We start from the raw sequence: 16,679 nt of genomic DNA on the forward strand, positions 1-16,679 counted from the left end.
TCTTGGCGAAAAACCGGAAAAGTAACAAGGTATGAATTACGCGCCAGAAGGGACTGGAGCGCGCTATATTGGACAGGCATAAGAAGTGGCTCCATGCCACTCACATTTCCTGAAAGGGTACATCATGCAAAAGCAAACGACGCGCGCCCTGATCGCCGGCCTGGCCTTGCTGGCCAGCAGCGCGGCCTGGGCAGGAACTGAAGTGCGGTTCAGCAAACCGGATCAATACACGGACGTTCCGTTCAACCCGCAGGACCGTGACGAGGTATTGAAGGAACTGAGCCGGCATTTCGAGAAACTGGGCGCCTCGCTGCCGCCCGGGCAAACCTTGAAAATCGACGTCACGGACGTGGACCTGGCGGGACGTGAAAATCCATCGCTGCGTGCCGGCCAGGATATCCGCGTCATGAACGGCCGGGTCGACTGGCCGCGCATGCGCCTGCACTATGTGCTGGAACAGGATGGCAAGGTCATCAGCAGCGGCGATGCTGCCCTGTCCGACATGTCGTACCTGACCCGTCTCAATCCTTACTTCAGCAATGAAAAGTTGCGCTATGAAAAGTTGATGATCGATGACTGGTATGCCGATACCTTTGGCATCAAGGTAAAGCGCCACGCGCGCAAGTAAGCGGCCCGGTCAGCCGCGTGGCGCCACGCGAAACGTATTGCGCTACGGAAATGTTCACTTCAGGCTATAGTCAGGCAGGGTAGGCAGAGGCCGGCATGGAGCTGCCGCCGGGCCGTGAACTTTCTGGAGGGAAGGCATATGCGTATTTCCACGATGGCGAAAACATGGATAGCCGCCTTGGCGCTGGCTGCGGGCAGCAGTGCCTGGGCGGGCGTCCAGGTGACGTTCGAAAAACCCGACGACTATTCTGACGTGCCGTTCAGCTCGCGCGACAGGGAGCAGGTGCTGGCGGGCCTGGCGGATCACTTCAGCTGGTTGGGCAAGAGCTTGCCCCCCGGTCAGGACCTCAGGATCGAAATCACCGATGTCGACCTGGCGGGACGCGAAGACCCGGCCCGCCGCGGCGCCTTCGATGTGCGCGTGATGACGGGCCGTGCTGACTGGCCGCGCCTGCGCTTGCGCTATACGCTCGAGCAGCATGGCAAAGTCATTGCCAGCGGCAACGCTTATCTGTCGGATATGTCCTATTTGCAACATATCAACCGTTATTCCAGCAACGATGCCTTGCGCTATGAAAAGCGCATGATCGACGAGTGGTTCAAGAATACCTTCGGCGTCAAGCCCCAGGGCCGCAGCAGTCCCGTCCTGACCTTGCAGCCGCGCGCCGTTCAGCGCAGGTAATCAACGCAAATAAGCGTCTTCGATGTGCGCCAGCTGGCCGTTCTGCCGCATGGCAAGCAGGGCGGCATTCATTTTCTCGATGAAATCGGTCTTGTAGGAAGGCGTGTTGCGCGCGCTGTAGGCGATGTAGGTGGCTTCGGACGACAGTTCCAGCACTTCGCGCAAGTGAAAACCGTAGCCGGCCAGTTCGCCTTGCAGCCGGCGCGCCGTATGGCGTGCCGCGCCGCGGTCGCTGGCGTAGCAATCGATGCGCCGCAGGGCCAGTTTCTTCAGATTCGCCTCATTGCCCTTGGCCGCATCCAGGCGCAGCAGCCCCTGGCGGGCGGGCGCCATTAACTTTTCTGACAGTAAAAATCCTGTGTTGACGCCGATGGTCAGGCCCGCAAAGTCGGCCGGGAAGTGCGTGCGCGGCGTGCGCATGACGGCGTCATGGCAAAACAGCACCACCGATTCGCGGTGCAGCATGGCCGAGTACGGCTGCACGTATGGCCGTTCCGTCTTGCGTCCGGGCGGGAACAAGCCGAAAACCTTGCCTTTTTCCAGCGCATCGAGCCCCCGTTTCCAGGGGCGCGGCTGCAGTTCCAGCCGGTACCCGGGCATCCGGCTGGCCGCCTGGCGCAGGATATCGATGTACATGCCCTTGAAAGCGCCGTTTTCCACATAGCTGTACGGCGCATAGTCATCGTCGCCGTACAGGATCACGGTTTGCGGCGCGGCCAGGGCGGGCGGCAACATGCCCAACAGGGCCAGGGCCAGGCAGAGTCTTGCCGTGATTGCTGATTGCATGCCGCTCCAGATTTAATGTCTTCCTGATAAGCATACAGCATGGCGGCATGACGGCCCGTTTAATCGATCCTTCAATCGATCCAGTTCACCAGTGGAAACTTGCTTGCGAACTCTTCCGCCATGGGCACGACCTGGCTGCGCTTGTAGTTGAAGAAGACAAAGCCGGACTTGGCCATCGCGATCAGGGTGTTGTCGCGCGGACGCGTGATGCGGAAGGTGATGTCGCCGCCATACTTGTTGAAATCCATGACGCCCACTTCGAACAGCAGCTGGTCGCGCGCATGGGCTTCGGCGCGGTAGGTGGTGGCCAGGTCGGTGACGATGATGCCGGTGCCGTCCGCTTCGATGTCGCGCACGCCATATTCGAACAGGAAGCGGGCGCGCGCCTCGGAAATCATGGAAATCATGGAATCGTTGCCGAGATGGTTGCCGGCGTTGATGTCCGTCGTGCGTACCGTCAGTTGCGAGGAATAGCAGTACTGGTCTTCGGGGAATTCAAGTTTCAAACGGGCCATGGTGTTCTCTTGGGCTGGTGCGCAGGGCGCGGCGAAAAAATCCAATTCTAGCCGGTTCGCCGTGCCCCGTCGAAAAACACCGCCTCAGGCGTGCGCTGCCATGACTGCTTGCGCACGCTGACTGGCCTATGCTTATTTACGGACAATCCGGTACACCTTGCCCGTGCCGCTCAGCATGTACAGCTCGTTTTGCGCATCCTGGCCAAACGACAGGATGTTGCCCACGTTCGTGATGCCCCAGTCCGTCACAGCGGAGGCGGCGCCATTGCTGTAGCTGAAACTTTTCAGCCAGCCGCCGCAGTAGTCGGAATACAGGTATTGTCCCGCCAGTTCCGGCAAGGCCGTGCCCCGGTACACATAGCCGCCCGTGATGGAGCAGTTGCCCGCACTGCCGGTGTCGTATTCGATAACGGGCAATACCAGACCCGCCTGATTGCAACTGGCGCTGTTGTAACAGTGCGCGCCTTCCATGATGTTCCAGCCATAGTTGTTGCCCGCCTGGCCCACGGGACGCACATCGACTTCCTCCCAGTTGGCCTGGCCCACGTCGGCGATGTACAGCAGCTGGGCCGGCACGTCGAAGGCGTAGCGCCACGGATTGCGCAAGCCGTAGGCCCAGATTTCTCCGCGCCCGCCCGCCGTGCCGGTAAATGGGTTGCCGGGCGGAATGGCGTAAGGCTGGCCTACCGTGCTGGCGTTGACATCCAGGCGCAGCAGCTTGCCCAGCAGCACATTCGTGTTTTGCGCATTGCGGGGCGGGTCGCCGCCACCGCCGCCGTCGCCCGTGCCCGCATACAGATAGCCTTCCGGCCCAAAACTGAGCAAGCCGCCATAGTGGTTGCTGAACGTGGGGTGGGCAATCGTGAGGATGGTCAGCGCGGACAGGGGATCGGCCACGTTGGCGTTGCCGGCCGACACTTGCCTGCGCTCGATGACGATATCGCCGGCCAGGTTGGTGTAGTAGATGAAAAAATAGCCATTGCTGGCGTACTGCGGATGGAAGGCCATCGACAGCAAGCCCCGTTCGCCGCTGGTGGTGGTGAGCGTGCTGATGTCGAGGAAGGGCGTGGCCAGCAGGTTGCCGTTCTGCACCACGCGGATGCGGCCGGGACGCTCCACGATGAAAAGGCGGCTGTCGCCGGGCGGCGCCGTGAGGAAGAGGGGGGAGCTCAAGCCGCTGGCCACTTCCTGCAGGCGCAGGGCCAGCGGCGCGGCCGCCGCATACAGGACGCTGGCGCTGGCCGTGGTGCCCGCATTGACTTGCACCTGTTGCGTGACGGGCGTGGGCGCCAGGCTTCCCGTGCCTTGCGCCACGCTGGTGGCATTGATGGTGTAGGCGCCGGGCGCCAGGCTGGTGAGCGTGGTGGTGGCCGTCAATGTCTTGCTGTACGACGCAGGCCCCGTGACCGTGACGGCGCCCGCCACGCCGGCCGGCAAGCCGCCGATGGTGACGGTCAGATCGCCCGTGGTCGCGCCGGGCACAGGGTGGTGATGGCCGCCGCCACAGGCGGCCAGCAGGGCCAGGCAGCATGCCAGCAGCAGGGCCAGCCAGGGGCGGGCAGAGCGGTGAAGGAAAGGGCGCATGTCAGTCTCCTGCGGGAACGCGGCAATGGCTGCTCGATCGGTGCTGGGCTTGTGCCAAGAATGCGCGTCTGTAGGGCGGGAAGATTGAGCTGGCACAAACGTGCGGCGCCATCGGACAAATGCGCCGCGTTTTCAGACAAGCGCGGGGTCCCTTGCGCCGCCCCGCTCACCGGCGTCCGATAATGGCGCATCTGAAACCGAGCAGGAAGACACCCCATGAAAACCAAAGCCGCGATTGCCTGGAAGGCGGGTGCCCCGCTGACCATCGAAGAAGTCGACCTGGCCGGCCCGCGCGCCGGCGAAGTACTGGTCGAGCTGAAAGCCACGGGCATTTGCCATACCGATTACTACACCTTGTCCGGCGCCGATCCGGAAGGCATCTTCCCTGCCATTCTCGGCCATGAAGGCGCCGGCGTCGTCGTCGACGTGGGCCCGGGCGTGACGACCCTGAAAAAGGACGACCACGTCATTCCCCTGTACACGCCGGAATGCCGCCAGTGCAAATTCTGCCTGTCGCAAAAGACGAATCTGTGCCAGGCCATCCGTTCGACCCAGGGCCGCGGCCTGATGCCGGACGCCACCAGCCGCTTTTCGCTGAATGGCCAGCCGCTGTTCCATTACATGGGCACGTCCACCTTTTCCAATTACATCGTCGTGCCGGAAATCGCTCTCGCAAAAATCCGCGAAGACGCGCCGTTCGACAAGGTCTGCTACATCGGCTGCGGCGTGACGACGGGCGTGGGCGCCGTGCTGTTCTCGGCCAAGGTCGAGGCGGGCGCTAACGTGGCCGTGTTCGGCCTGGGCGGCATCGGCCTGAACGTGATCCAGGCGGCGAAGATGGTCGGCGCCGATAAAATCATCGGCGTGGACATCAACCCGGCGCGCCAGGCCATCGCGCGCAAGTTCGGCATGACGCATTTCATCAACCCGAACGAAGTGGACAACGTGGTCGACGCCATCGTGCAACTGACGGACGGCGGCGCCGATTATTCGTTCGAATGCGTGGGCAACACGACCCTGATGCGCCAGGCGCTCGAGTGCACGCACAAGGGCTGGGGCAAATCGTTCATCATCGGCGTGGCGGCGGCCGGGCAGGAAATTTCCACGCGTCCGTTCCAGCTGGTGACGGGGCGCGAATGGCGCGGTTCCGCCTTCGGCGGCGCACGCGGCCGCACGGACGTGCCGAAGATCGTCGACTGGTATATGGAAGGCAAGCTCAACATTGACGACCTGATCACGCACCGCTTGCCGCTCGAACGCATCAACGAAGGCTTCGACCTGATGAAGAGCGGCGAATCGATCCGTTCCGTCGTGTTGTACTAATCGTATCGGATGTCCTCATTGCGCAACACTTGACGGACGGGGTTGGGCGGCAGGCTGTACTTCGCTGCCTGCCCCTGCTAGTGTGAAGACATCATGTCTTGCTTTGGGAGCCGTCCATGTTTGCCACTGCCTATCTCGCGACCTTGCGCCGCATGCTGCCCGTCTTCCTCGGCGCGGCCCTGTCTTCCCTGCTGGCCTTGTGGTGGAGCAATGTCGCCATCCTCGCCACGCCCGCCATCTGGCTGGCGCTGCTGGCCACCTATCTGCTGTGTGCGCTGATGTTCACGCCGCTGGCCCGGCAAAGCCGCCAAGTGGCCACGCGCCACGTGCGTCACGGCAAGCCGCGCTGACCTTCGTTGCGCCTAGCGCGCCGTGCTGGAAAAGCGCTCGCGGTAGTCGCGCGGCGTGATGGCGAGTTTCTTTTGAAACAGGCGCCGCAGCCTGTCCTCGCTGTGCAGACCCGCCTGCACGGCCACCTGTTTTAAGGAAGACACATTGTCTTCCAGTAAGCGGCGCGCCACTTCGAAGCGCGCCGTGTCGATGAATTCCGTGGGACTGGTGCCCGTTTCGCGCTGGAAGACGCGCGTAAAATTGCGCTCGCTCATGGCCAGCCTGGCTGCCAGCAGCGGCACCGTGAGCTCGTCGGCAAGATGCTCCATGATCCAGCCCTGCAACTGGCGGATGGTGGGATGCGTCGTCATCTGGCTCGACAGGTGGACGGAAAACTGCGACTGGCCGCCGGGCCGCTTCAGATACACGACCAGGTCGCGCGCCACTTCGAGCGCGATATCGCGGCTGAAATCGTCTTCCACCAGGGCCAGCGCCAGGTCGATGCCGGCCGTCACGCCGGCCGACGTCCAGAATTTCCCTTCCCGCACGAAAATCGCATCCGCATTGACCTGTATCTGGGGGTAGCGCTGGCGCAGGCTGTCCACGGCGCTCCAGTGCGTGGCGGCGCTCTTGCCGTCGAGTACACCGGCCTCGGCCAGGAAGAAGCAGCCCGTGCACAGCGCCGCCAGCGTATCGATGCGGGGCGCCGCCTCGGCCACCCAGGCGGCCAGGGCGGGAATGTCCTGCAAGACTTGCTCGACGTGGTGGCAGCCGACGATGACGGCCAGGTCGGGCAGGCGGCTGGCGTCAAGCGCCTTGCTCGCGTGCAGCGACATCAGGGTGTCCGACTCGACGGGGCCGATGGCCGTCGAGGCGATGCGCACGTCGTAGCCTCCAGGCAGATTGCGCAGGCGCAAATGGGTGTTGGCGTAGTCAAACACTTTCATGGCGCCGATAGCTTCGAGCGCCTTGAAGCCCGGGTAGACGATGATGTCGACGGTGCGCAGGGGAAATTCTTTGGGACTTTGCTTGATCATGCGATATGCGTGAAGGAGATAAATACTGCCATAATGCAATAACAGCGATGGCGTAGATTAGCATGGAATAATCCGCGCGCCCGCTGGCTCCCCACCCACCGGATTCCTCGATATCGTGCGCTTACTTCACTTTTTTGCCGCCCTGACATTGCTGCTGGGCTCCTCGCTTGCCCACGCGGCCACGCTCAACTTCAATGGCGGCACCGTCAGCGGCTGCAGCCTGAGCACGGACGGCTTGCAATACACGTGCGCCTCGCTGGCGCTGGGCTCCACCGACGTCATCGTCATCGGCAGCGCGTATGGCGTGACGGTCAACAGTTCCCTGGCGATGAGCTACAACCAGGGCTTGACGATGAGCGGCAATGCCGCGCTGACGGTCAAGGGCAATCTCGACATCAAGGACATCAATCCGTCGAACCTGAAAGTGACGGGGGGCAGCTTGAGCGCCGAGGGAGGCACTTTCCTCATGGGCGCGCAGGAACAGACCATTACGGCAAATATTTCCGCCACCACCATCAAGATGGGCTCGAACAACGTCAAGGTGACTGGCAAGATCAGCGCCAAGGGCCCGGTGGAAATCGCTTCGGGTTCCGTCATCAACGGTCCCATCAGCGGCACCGTCGTCAATATCCTGGCTTCCAGTACCCGCATCCAGGGCGATATCACGGCGACCACCTCGCTGACCATCGGTTCCGGCAGCCAGGTGACGGGCAATCTGAAATCGCCGACGATCGACTTGAAGGCATCGGGCCTGCTCGTCACGGGCAACGTGGACGCCAGCAATTCCTTGTCGATCGCTTCCGGCAATGGCATCAAGGGCAATGTGGACGCCGGCGAGGTGACGCTCGACTCGTCCAACGCCTATATCACGGGCAACGCCAAGGTCGATCACATCACCCTGGGCTGGCAGGGCCGCGTGCAGCAGACGATCACTTGCAAGGCGTACACGCCGTCGAACCCGTGCAGTTGCGTGACGAACAACAGCGGCTGGGCTTTCAATGAGCCGATGGGGCCGAAGTGCGGCCCGGGCACCCAGGCCGGGCCGGATCACTTCCAGATCACGCATCCGCCTTCGGCGCTCAGCTGTGCGCCCGCGCCCGTGACCGTGACGGCCTGCGCCGACGCGGCCTGCAGCACCGTCTACACGGGCGCGGCCCAGGTCACGCTGACGCCGGGCGGCGCCGTGGCACAACTCAACGCGACCCTACCGGCGACAGGCACGGCCGCGTCCAGCGTGGCGCAGACCACGCCGGCCAGCAACGTTCCCTTGGGCCTGAGCAGCACGCCGGCGACGACGGGGGCGCTGGTCTGCAAGAGCAGCGTCGACGGCAGCGTGACCAATTGTCAGATGGCATTTGTCAGCAGCGCGCTGCAGGTGAGCGGCCTCCCCCGTTATGCCGAGGCCGAGGGGCCCATCGCCATCAGCGCGCTGCAGGTGTCGCCGTCGAACCCGCGCGCCTGCGTACCCTTGTTTGCCAACCAGAACAAGACCTTGCAGCTGCGCTGCAACTACGCCAATCCCGGCACGGGCACCTTGCCCGCGCGCATACAGGACAAGGATGGCACGTATAAACCCCTGGCCGCCAACGCGGGCAGCGCCTGCAGCGCGACCGGTGCGCCCGTGCAACTGGCCTTCGATGCCGACGGCCTGGCCACGCCGAACATGCTGTACGCCGATGCAGGCGCACTGGGCCTGACGGCCACGTATGCCCCGACCAGCGGCAGCGACAGCGGCCTGACCATGACGGGTAGCGGCACTGTCATCGTGGGGCCCCGGCGTTTCGTGTTCAGCGCCATCGCCACGCCGCAGCGGGCGGGCCTGGCCGCGTTGCCCGTGGCGCCCGCCACCCGCATCAGCGTGTCGGCCGTGAACGTGGCCGACGCCGTGACGGCCAATTTTGGCAGGGAAACGACGGCGCAGACGGTGCTGCTGGGCAGTAGTCTCGTCGCGCCCACCTTTTCCGGCGCCGCCAACCCCGCAGTCGCGGGCAGCCTGACTTTTAACAACGGCATCGGCACCGCCAGCAACCTGAGCTGGGCGGAAGCGGGCACCATCCAGTTTACGGCGACGATGGCCACCTACCTCGGGGCCCCGCCGCCCGCCGTCAACGGCGTCATCCCGCCGTTCACCACGGGCGCCAGCAACAGCGTGCAATTCATCCCGCACCACTTCGTCACGGAGGTGCCTGGCACTGAGCCCATGCCTTGCAAGGCGCCATTGTCCTGCGCGGCGGGCAGTTTCATCTATGCGCAGCAGCCGTTCAAGCTGCGCGTCACGGCGCAGAATGCCGCGAACGGGACGACGCTCAACTTCGACGGGCGCGACACGGCCCTGACGGCCCAGGTGGCCTTGCGCGCCTACGATGCCGCCACGGGCCTGACGGTCTTTCCGCCGGCGGCGCCGTCGGGCAGCCGGCTGAGCGACGGGACTGCCGCGCAAACGACCGTGACGGGCATCGCGCCGGCCAGCTTCACGGCGGGCGTGGCCAGCAGCCAGATCGCCTACCGCTTTCCCGGCGCATTTGCGGTACCGGCCGGTACGGTCGCGCTGGCGCCGCCGACCGACGTGCTGTTCCGTGCCACCACTACCTATGCCGGCGGCACCGCCGTGACGTCGGCGCCGTCCGATGCCGGCACGGAAGCGAAGCTGACCATACTTACGGGCCGCATCATGGTGCCCCATAGCTACGGTTCCGAGCGCCTGCCGATACGCCTGCCCGTACAGGTGCAATACTGGAATAGCGGCTGGCTGGGCAATGTGTCCGATAGCGTCACGCAGTTCGGGAGTGCCGGGGTCACGCTAGCCAACTGCGGCAAGGGATTTACCTCGGGCGCTGGCGCGTGCAATGGCGTTCTGAAAGTGCAGGGCGGCACCTATGCATTCAAGCAAGGCGCCTTGCCTCCACCCAATGGGCAACTGGTCTTGCTGGCACCCGGCGTGGCGGGTAGCGTCGACGTGTCTGTCAGCGGCTTGCATTACCTGCCCAGCACCCTGGGGCACGTCGTCTTTGGCATCCTCAGATCGGGTCCCGTGATTTACCTGCGCGAGATGTATTGAGCCTGGACCAAGGGCGGGCGCAGACACGGCGAAAAACCAGTAACATGCCTGCTTGTGGCATCCTCCCCCAACCTCAGACTGGAGTTTCTATGAGCACAACTTCGCAGTGGATCGATATCGCCGGCCCGGACGGCACTTTCCAGGCTTACCTGGCCGTGCCGCACGTGGGCAAGGGCCCCGCCATCATCCTGTTGCAGGAAATTTTCGGCGTCAACGAGCATATCCGCGCCGTGGCCGACCAGTACGCGGCCGATGGCTATGTGGTGCTGGTGCCGGACCTGTTCTGGCGCGCCGGCGCGCACATCGAACTCGGCTATGACGCGGACGGCTGGAAGCGTGCCGTCGAACTGATGCAGGCCACCGACAATCCGCACGCCGACGCCGATATCGCCGCCACCGTCGCCGTCCTGCGTGCGCGTCCGGAAGTGACGGGCAAGCTCGCCTCGGTCGGCTACTGCTTCGGCGGCCGCCTGTCGTTTCAAACGGCCGCGGCCGGCCTGGTCGACGCCGCCATCGCCTATTACGGCGGCGGCATCCAGAACAAGCTGGACCTGGCTGACAAGATCCAGGTGCCGCTGCTCATGCATTTCGGCGGCCAGGACAGCCATATTCCGCCGGAAGCCGTGCAAACGATCGCCGAGCGCTTCGAAGACCGGCAAGACGTGGAAATCCATATCTACCCGGGCGCCGAGCACGGTTTCAACTGTACCCACCGCGACAGCTACCAGCAGCGTGCCGCCGCCCACGCGCACGGCAATTCCTTGATTTTCTTGGCGGAAAATCTGTAAGGCAGCCACCCCAGGCTGGCCAGTTGCCATGCTTTGCTCAGCAGCAAAGCCGCATGGGCGCTAAAATAGCGGCTGTGCCGGGCAACTCCGGCCGGCCGGGCGCGGCGCCCGGCAAACCTGGATGAGGAACCGAATTAAAGATGGCCCAAGTAATTGTTTCTGTAACATTGGCGGCAAGCGCCGAACGCGTGTGGGATTTTATCGGCGGCTTCCAGTCGCTGAATGAATGGTCGAGCTCCATCAAGACCAGTTTGTCCGAGCATGGCGGCCGCGTGCGCCGCCTGAAAACCACGGACGGCGCCATCATCGCCGAACGCCTGCAAAGCTACAGCGAAGCGGACAAGAGCTACAGCTACACCATCGTCTCGGGCCCGATCCCCGTCAAGAACTACCGTTCCACCCTGCGCGTCACGGGCGAACCGGGCGCCGCTTCCTGTGTGGCCGAATGGTCGAGCGAGTTCGATGCGGCCGAAGGCGTGGAAGAGGTCATGGTGGGCGCGTTCCAGCATTTGTACGAGACGGCATTCGTCGACCTGAAACGCATCATGGCGATTTGAATCAAGGAGCGTAGGTCGGATTAGCGGCTACGCCGCGTAATCCGACACCACCAACTCTGCTGACAATGTTGTCGGATTACGCGGGGCGATGCCCCGCTAATCCGACCTACGCTTGACGTCAGCGCTTCACTTTTCCAAACGCCTCGCCCTTGTTCCACACCGGCAAATTCTTGTCGTTCGCCACTTCGTAGCCCAGATTCAGGGTGAACTGCGCCTGCTGCACCATGCCGGACAAGTCCCACGACGGGTGATACTCATCGGTGACCTGGTGGTAATCCTTTTTGAACGCAACCAGACGCTCGCTGGACGCTGTCGGCTCCTTGACGAAGTCGAACGAGCCGTCGCCGGAAAACACGGCCGAGCCCACGTTGAAGGCGGGCACGCCGGCCTTGGCGAAGGCAAAATGGTCGGCCCGGTAAAAGGCGCCGGACAGGTCGGGGATGGTCGGCGCCAAACGCAAGCCCATGCGCTTGGCGACCTTGGCGGCGCTTGCGTACAGGCTGCTGCGCTCGGCGCCGGCCACGCCGATGTCGTGCGTCTTGCCGACGAAATTCATGCTGTCGAGGTTCAGGTCGGCTGCCGTCTTGGCCAGCGGCCACAGGGGCGCGCGCGTGTAAGCCGTGCTGCCCAACATGCCCGTTTCCTCGCCGGCCGGCCACAGGAAGATCTGCGTGCGCCGCGCCGGCTGTTTCACGGCCACTTGCGCCATGGCCAGCAGGGCCGCCGCGCCCGAGGCATTGTCGATGGCGCCGTTGTAGATATGGTCGCTCTGTCCTGCGCGGGCGCTGCCTTCCTCATCCTTGCCCAGATGGTCCCAGTGGGCCGAGTAAATGACGGCTTCGTCCTTGAGCTTCGGGTCCGTGCCCGGCACGATGCCGGCCACGTTGAATTGCTCGATGCTGCGCACCTGGCTATTCAGTGCCACCCTGACCGTCGCGTTCAGGGCCACGGGGCGGAATTCGCGCGTTTCGGCCTGGGCGCGCAAGGCGTCCAGGTCCTGTCCGCCCGCCTGGAACAGGGCGCGCGCCATATCTTCCTGCAGCCAGCCTTCCATCGCATTGCCCGCGCCGGCCAGGTTGAAGCGTTCATGGCCGAAACCGTTGGCGGGCACCGACCACGGGTAGGAAGCGGACTCGGTCGTGTGGATCAGCAAGACGCCGGCGGCGCCCTGGCGCAGCGCTTCCTCGTACTTGTAGACCCAGCGGCCGTAATACGTGAGGGACTTGCCGGCAAAACGGTTTGGCTCGGCGGCGGTCGGCTGCGGGTCGTTGACCATCATGATGACGAGCTTGCCCTTCAAGTCGATGCCCTTGAAATCGTCCCAGCGTTCCTCGGGCGCGCGGATGCCGTAGCCGGCAAACACCACGGGCGCGTCGAACGCCACTGTCTGCTGGCCATTCGCCGCGCCAAAGACGATGTCCTTGCCGAAGGCGGGAGACAAGGTCTTGCCGCCTGCGCTGAAGGTCACTGTGCTCGATGGCAAGGCCTTGCTGCCGACGATGGTCAGCGCCTGGCGGTAGCTGCCATCTTTCAATGGCTGCAAGCCGGCCACGGCCGCCTGCGTTTCCAGGTAGCGCACGGCCAGGTCGCCGCCGCGCTGGCCCGTGCCGCGTCCTTCGAGCAAATCGTCGGCCAGGAAGGACAGATGGGCGCGCAAGGGCGCTTCGGCAACGAGCGGTTGGGCGAGGGCAGCCGTGCTGAACAGGCTGGCGGCGAGGACGACGGGAAAGCGCATGACAACTCCAAAAGTGAATACGGGAAAGCAAAGCAGCGGCAATCTTACTCTACCGCAATGCTCTGGCGTAGCGCGCGGCGTGCGCAAGCCGATTGCGGCCACAATGGCCGCTGGCCCACCGACAAGGAGCGTTCCATGACTACCCCTGACTTGCATTCAACCAATACTCTGCGTACCGCCGACGGCACCTTGATTTATTACAAGGACTGGGGCAGCGGCCCGCCCGTCGTCTTCAGCCACGGCTGGCCATTGTCGTCCGACGCCTGGGAAGACCAGATGTTTTATCTGGCCGCGCGCGGCTACCGCGTCATCGCGCACGACCGGCGCGGCCATGGCCGCTCCAGCCAGCCCTTCGACGGCAACGACATGGATACCTATGCCGACGACCTGGCCGCGCTGATAGCCGCGCTCGACCTGACGGGCGCCACCCTCGTCGGTCACTCGACGGGCGGCGGCGAAGTGGCGCGCTACATCGGCCGCCATGGCACCGAGCGCCTGGCGGGCGCCGTGCTGGTGGGCGCCGTGCCGCCGCTGATGCTGCAAACCACGGAAAACCCGCTGGGCTTGCCGCTGTCCGCGTTTGACGCCATCCGCGCGGGCGTGCAGGCCGACCGCAGCCAATTCTTCCGCGACTTGAGCGAGGCCTTTTATGGCTACAACCGGCCCGGCGCGACACCGTCGCAGGGCGTGCGCGACAGCTTCTGGCGGCAAGGCATGCAGGCGGGCATGCCGGCGTCCTACCTGTGCATCAAGCAATTTTCCGAGACGGATTTCACGGGCGACCTGGCCAAATTCGACGTGCCGACCCTGGTGATCCATGGCGACGACGACCAGATCGTGCCGATCGCCGCCTCGGCGCGGCGCACGGCTGAGCTCATCATCGGCAGCAAATTGCTTGTGTATGCGGGCGCGCCGCACGGCCTGGCGACGACGCACAAGGACCGCCTGAACGAGGACTTGCTGGAGTTCTTGCGCCACTCGGTCGATGCGGCAAGCAATATCGAGGCGCATCTGTAAAACAGCCGAATCTATTGCAAAACACATAATATTGCTTGGTTTTTGCACCAATTGCGTGCGGATCGCCGATTTTTCTGCGTTTTAGAATGCAAAAAATGGCGTTCTGCCGCCTCGTTCCACCCGGTAAGGTCCAGTAAAGAGTAAACTAGCAGATACACTCTTTCGCATTGGGCGATTCGAGCGAACTTGTGAGTGATTTCATGTCTGATACACCAATTTCCTTATTTTCCGACCTTAACCTGAGCGAGCCGCTGATTCGCGCGCTCAAGGATGTCGGTTACGAAACACCGTCGCCTATCCAGGCGGCCACGATTCCATTATTGCTCGCCAACCGCGACGTGCTGGGCCAGGCGCAAACGGGCACGGGTAAAACCGCCGCCTTCGCCTTGCCTATCCTGTCGCGCATCGATCTGAAACAAAGCTCACCCCAAGCCCTGGTCCTGGCACCGACGCGCGAACTGGCCATCCAGGTCGCCGAAGCGTTCCAGGTGTACGCCGCCCACATTCCCGGCTTCCACGTGCTGCCGATCTACGGCGGCCAAAGCTACGGCCCGCAGCTGTCGGCCCTGCGCCGCGGCGTGCACGTCATCGTCGGCACGCCTGGCCGCGTCATCGATCACCTGGACAAGGGTTCGCTGGACCTGTCCAAGCTGAAAACCCTGGTGCTGGATGAAGCCGATGAAATGCTGCGCATGGGCTTTATCGACGACGTCGAACGTATCTTGAAAGAAACGCCAGACGGCCATCAAACGGCCCTGTTCTCGGCCACCATGCCTTCCGTCATCAAGCGCATCGCCACCACCTACCTGGTGAACCCGGCCGAAGTGACGGTCGCCGCCAAGACGGGCACGGCCGACAACATCCGCCAGCGCTACTGGCTGGTGTCGGGCATGCACAAGCTCGACGCGCTGACGCGCATCCTGGAAGCGGAAGCGTTTGACGGCATGATCATCTTCGCCCGCACCAAGCTGGGCACGGAAGAGCTGGCCAGCAAGCTGCAAGCGCGTGGCTTCTCGGCCGCCGCCATCAATGGCGACATCCAGCAAGCTCAGCGCGAGCGCACGATCCAGCAGTTGAAAGACGGCAAGATCGACATCCTCGTGGCAACCGACGTGGCCGCCCGCGGCCTGGACGTCGAGCGCATCAGCCACGTCGTCAACTACGACGTGCCGCACGATCCGGAAAGCTATACCCACCGCATCGGCCGCACGGGCCGCGCCGGCCGCAGCGGCGAAGCGATCCTGTTCATCACCCCGCGTGAAAAGAACTTGTTGAAAGCCATCGAACGCTCGACCCGCCAGCCGATCGGCATGCTGGAATTGCCGACGATCCAGGCCGTCAACGACGTGCGCATCGCCAAGTTCAAGGAACAGATCAGCGAAACCTTGGCCCTGGGCGAACTGGAGCAGTTCCAGTCGCTGATCGAGGATTTCGAGCGCGAACAGAACATTCCCGCCATCGAGATCGCCGCCGCCCTGGCGAAGATGGCGCGTGGCAATACGCCGCTGCTGCTGGACAAGAACAAAGCGCGCGAGCAAGCCACGTGGCAAGACGACCGTCCTGTGCGCCAGGACCGTTTTGAGCGCAACGACCGTCCGGAACGCGGTGACCGTTTCGACCGTAACGAGCGCAGCGAACGCCCGGCCTTCCCGAAAAAGGAACGCATCCAGCGCCCAGCCGACGCCGGCATGCAGACCTTCCGTATTGAAGTCGGTCATCAGCATGGCGTGAAACCGGGCAATATCGTGGGCGCCATCGCCAACGAAGCGGGCATCGATTCGAAAAACATCGGCCGCATCGAAATCTATGACGACTACAGCGTCCTGGACTTGCCAGACAGCATGCCGAAAGAATTGCTGGATCAGCTGAAGACCGTGTGGGTCGCGGGCCAGCAGCTGCGCATCAGCCGCGATGGCGACGCGCCGGACCTGGCGCCGCCAGCCGCGCCGCGCAAGCCGTTCGCCGCCAAGTCCGCGCCAGCGTTCAAGGATGCGCCAGCGGACGCGGGCGACGCAGCACCTGCACCGCGCGCGCCGAAGAAGGAACGTCCACGTCCAGGCGTGACGGCTTACCGCATCGAAGTGGGCCGCGAGCACGCCGTGACGCCAAGCAACATCGTGGGTGCCATCGCCAACGAAGCGAACCTGGAAGCCAAGCATATCGGCCGCATCGATATCTTTGACAACTACAGCGTGCTGGACCTGCCGGAAGGCATGCCGCCGGAAATCCTCGACCACCTGAAATCGGTCGTCGTGTCGGGCCAGAAACTGCGCATCAGCCTCGATGACGGCACGACGGAGCGCAAGCCTGCGCCGCCGCGTCCGAAATCGCCACCGCGTAAATCATTCAAGTAAGCTGTCCCTGCACAGGCGCCTCCCCGGCGCCTGTGTAGCGGATTGGAGACAGTTCCCCCACTGGCGCGTTCGCGCCAGTTTTTATTTTCCCTCAAGAAATGTTCGTGGTTGCGGCGTTATGGTTGGCGGCAGGTCCCGTCATGGGCCGGCGCATATTGCGGCGCTTGCGCGTTTTTTTATCGGCGCAAACACCATATTTATTGGCTGCCGCATCGATACATAATTTTTTATTAATTATTGTGTCTGCGTTCAATTTGAATTTTACATTCAATAAAATCAATCTAGT

The 16,679-nt window shown here is 63.4% G+C and carries 14 protein-coding genes; 9 read left to right on the top strand and 5 right to left on the bottom strand.

The features are described 5' to 3' along the window. The first annotated feature begins 124 nt into the window (after positions 1-124). On the top strand, positions 125-628 hold the full coding sequence (locus AC3RCG_RS04135) for a DUF3016 domain-containing protein (protein ID WP_070217741.1): 504 nt from the start codon (positions 125-127) through the stop codon (positions 626-628). A gap of 138 nt (positions 629-766) precedes the next feature. Next, positions 767-1,309, top strand: coding sequence for a DUF3016 domain-containing protein (locus AC3RCG_RS04140; protein WP_070217739.1), 543 nt, complete (start codon positions 767-769; stop codon positions 1,307-1,309). Here AC3RCG_RS04140 and AC3RCG_RS04145 read toward each other — a convergent pair whose 3' ends face one another. From AC3RCG_RS04145 to AC3RCG_RS04155, 3 genes are all read right to left on the bottom strand, one after another. Next, entirely contained in the window at positions 1,310-2,095 is a 786-nt protein-coding gene (locus AC3RCG_RS04145) for a substrate-binding periplasmic protein (RefSeq protein ID WP_083287435.1), read from the bottom strand. It lies immediately after the preceding gene. Positions 2,096-2,166: 71 nt separating this feature from the next. Further along, positions 2,167-2,610, bottom strand: coding sequence for a thioesterase family protein (locus AC3RCG_RS04150; RefSeq protein ID WP_070217768.1), 444 nt, complete (start codon positions 2,608-2,610; stop codon positions 2,167-2,169). Between the two features lie 132 nt (positions 2,611-2,742). Next, positions 2,743-4,194 (bottom strand): PQQ-dependent sugar dehydrogenase, encoded by a 1,452-nt coding sequence (locus tag AC3RCG_RS04155; RefSeq protein WP_070217737.1) that lies wholly within the window; start codon positions 4,192-4,194, stop codon positions 2,743-2,745. A gap of 216 nt (positions 4,195-4,410) precedes the next feature. Between AC3RCG_RS04155 and AC3RCG_RS04160 the strand changes: the two genes are divergently transcribed. After that, positions 4,411-5,517, top strand: coding sequence for an S-(hydroxymethyl)glutathione dehydrogenase/class III alcohol dehydrogenase (locus AC3RCG_RS04160; RefSeq protein WP_070217735.1), 1,107 nt, complete (start codon positions 4,411-4,413; stop codon positions 5,515-5,517). A gap of 116 nt (positions 5,518-5,633) precedes the next feature. Beyond that, the gene (locus AC3RCG_RS04165) at positions 5,634-5,867 is read left to right on the top strand and encodes a hypothetical protein (RefSeq protein ID WP_070217733.1); all 234 of its coding nucleotides are present in this window, start codon (positions 5,634-5,636) and stop codon (positions 5,865-5,867) included. Between the two features lie 12 nt (positions 5,868-5,879). Here AC3RCG_RS04165 and AC3RCG_RS04170 read toward each other — a convergent pair whose 3' ends face one another. Continuing rightward, entirely contained in the window at positions 5,880-6,884 is a 1,005-nt protein-coding gene (locus tag AC3RCG_RS04170) for a GlxA family transcriptional regulator (protein ID WP_070312576.1), read from the bottom strand. A 115-nt stretch (positions 6,885-6,999) separates the two neighbouring features. On the opposite strand from AC3RCG_RS04170, the gene AC3RCG_RS04175 reads away from it, so the two are divergent. From AC3RCG_RS04175 to AC3RCG_RS04185, 3 genes are all read left to right on the top strand, one after another. Next, positions 7,000-9,942 (top strand): DUF6701 domain-containing protein, encoded by a 2,943-nt coding sequence (locus AC3RCG_RS04175; RefSeq protein ID WP_492404112.1) that lies wholly within the window; start codon positions 7,000-7,002, stop codon positions 9,940-9,942. 89 nt (positions 9,943-10,031) lie between these two features. Then, the gene (locus AC3RCG_RS04180) at positions 10,032-10,730 is read left to right on the top strand and encodes a dienelactone hydrolase family protein (RefSeq protein ID WP_492404110.1); all 699 of its coding nucleotides are present in this window, start codon (positions 10,032-10,034) and stop codon (positions 10,728-10,730) included. 140 nt (positions 10,731-10,870) lie between these two features. Next, a complete protein-coding gene (locus tag AC3RCG_RS04185; protein WP_492404108.1) occupies positions 10,871-11,287 on the top strand; it encodes an SRPBCC family protein in 417 nt (138 codons plus the stop codon). A 118-nt stretch (positions 11,288-11,405) separates the two neighbouring features. Here the strand turns inward: AC3RCG_RS04185 and AC3RCG_RS04190 are convergent, their stop codons facing one another. Beyond that, positions 11,406-13,022, bottom strand: a complete 1,617-nt coding sequence (locus AC3RCG_RS04190; protein WP_492404106.1) for a M28 family peptidase — start codon at positions 13,020-13,022, stop codon at positions 11,406-11,408. Between the two features lie 135 nt (positions 13,023-13,157). Between AC3RCG_RS04190 and AC3RCG_RS04195 the strand changes: the two genes are divergently transcribed. Both AC3RCG_RS04195 and AC3RCG_RS04200 read left to right on the top strand, forming a co-directional pair. Then, the gene (locus AC3RCG_RS04195; protein ID WP_492404104.1) at positions 13,158-14,039 is read left to right on the top strand and encodes an alpha/beta fold hydrolase; all 882 of its coding nucleotides are present in this window, start codon (positions 13,158-13,160) and stop codon (positions 14,037-14,039) included. 200 nt (positions 14,040-14,239) lie between these two features. Beyond that, positions 14,240-16,393, top strand: coding sequence for a DEAD/DEAH box helicase (locus tag AC3RCG_RS04200; protein WP_070217721.1), 2,154 nt, complete (start codon positions 14,240-14,242; stop codon positions 16,391-16,393). Positions 16,394-16,679: the final 286 nt, after the last annotated feature.

This window comes from Janthinobacterium sp. GW823-FHT01H08, assembly GCF_058797855.1.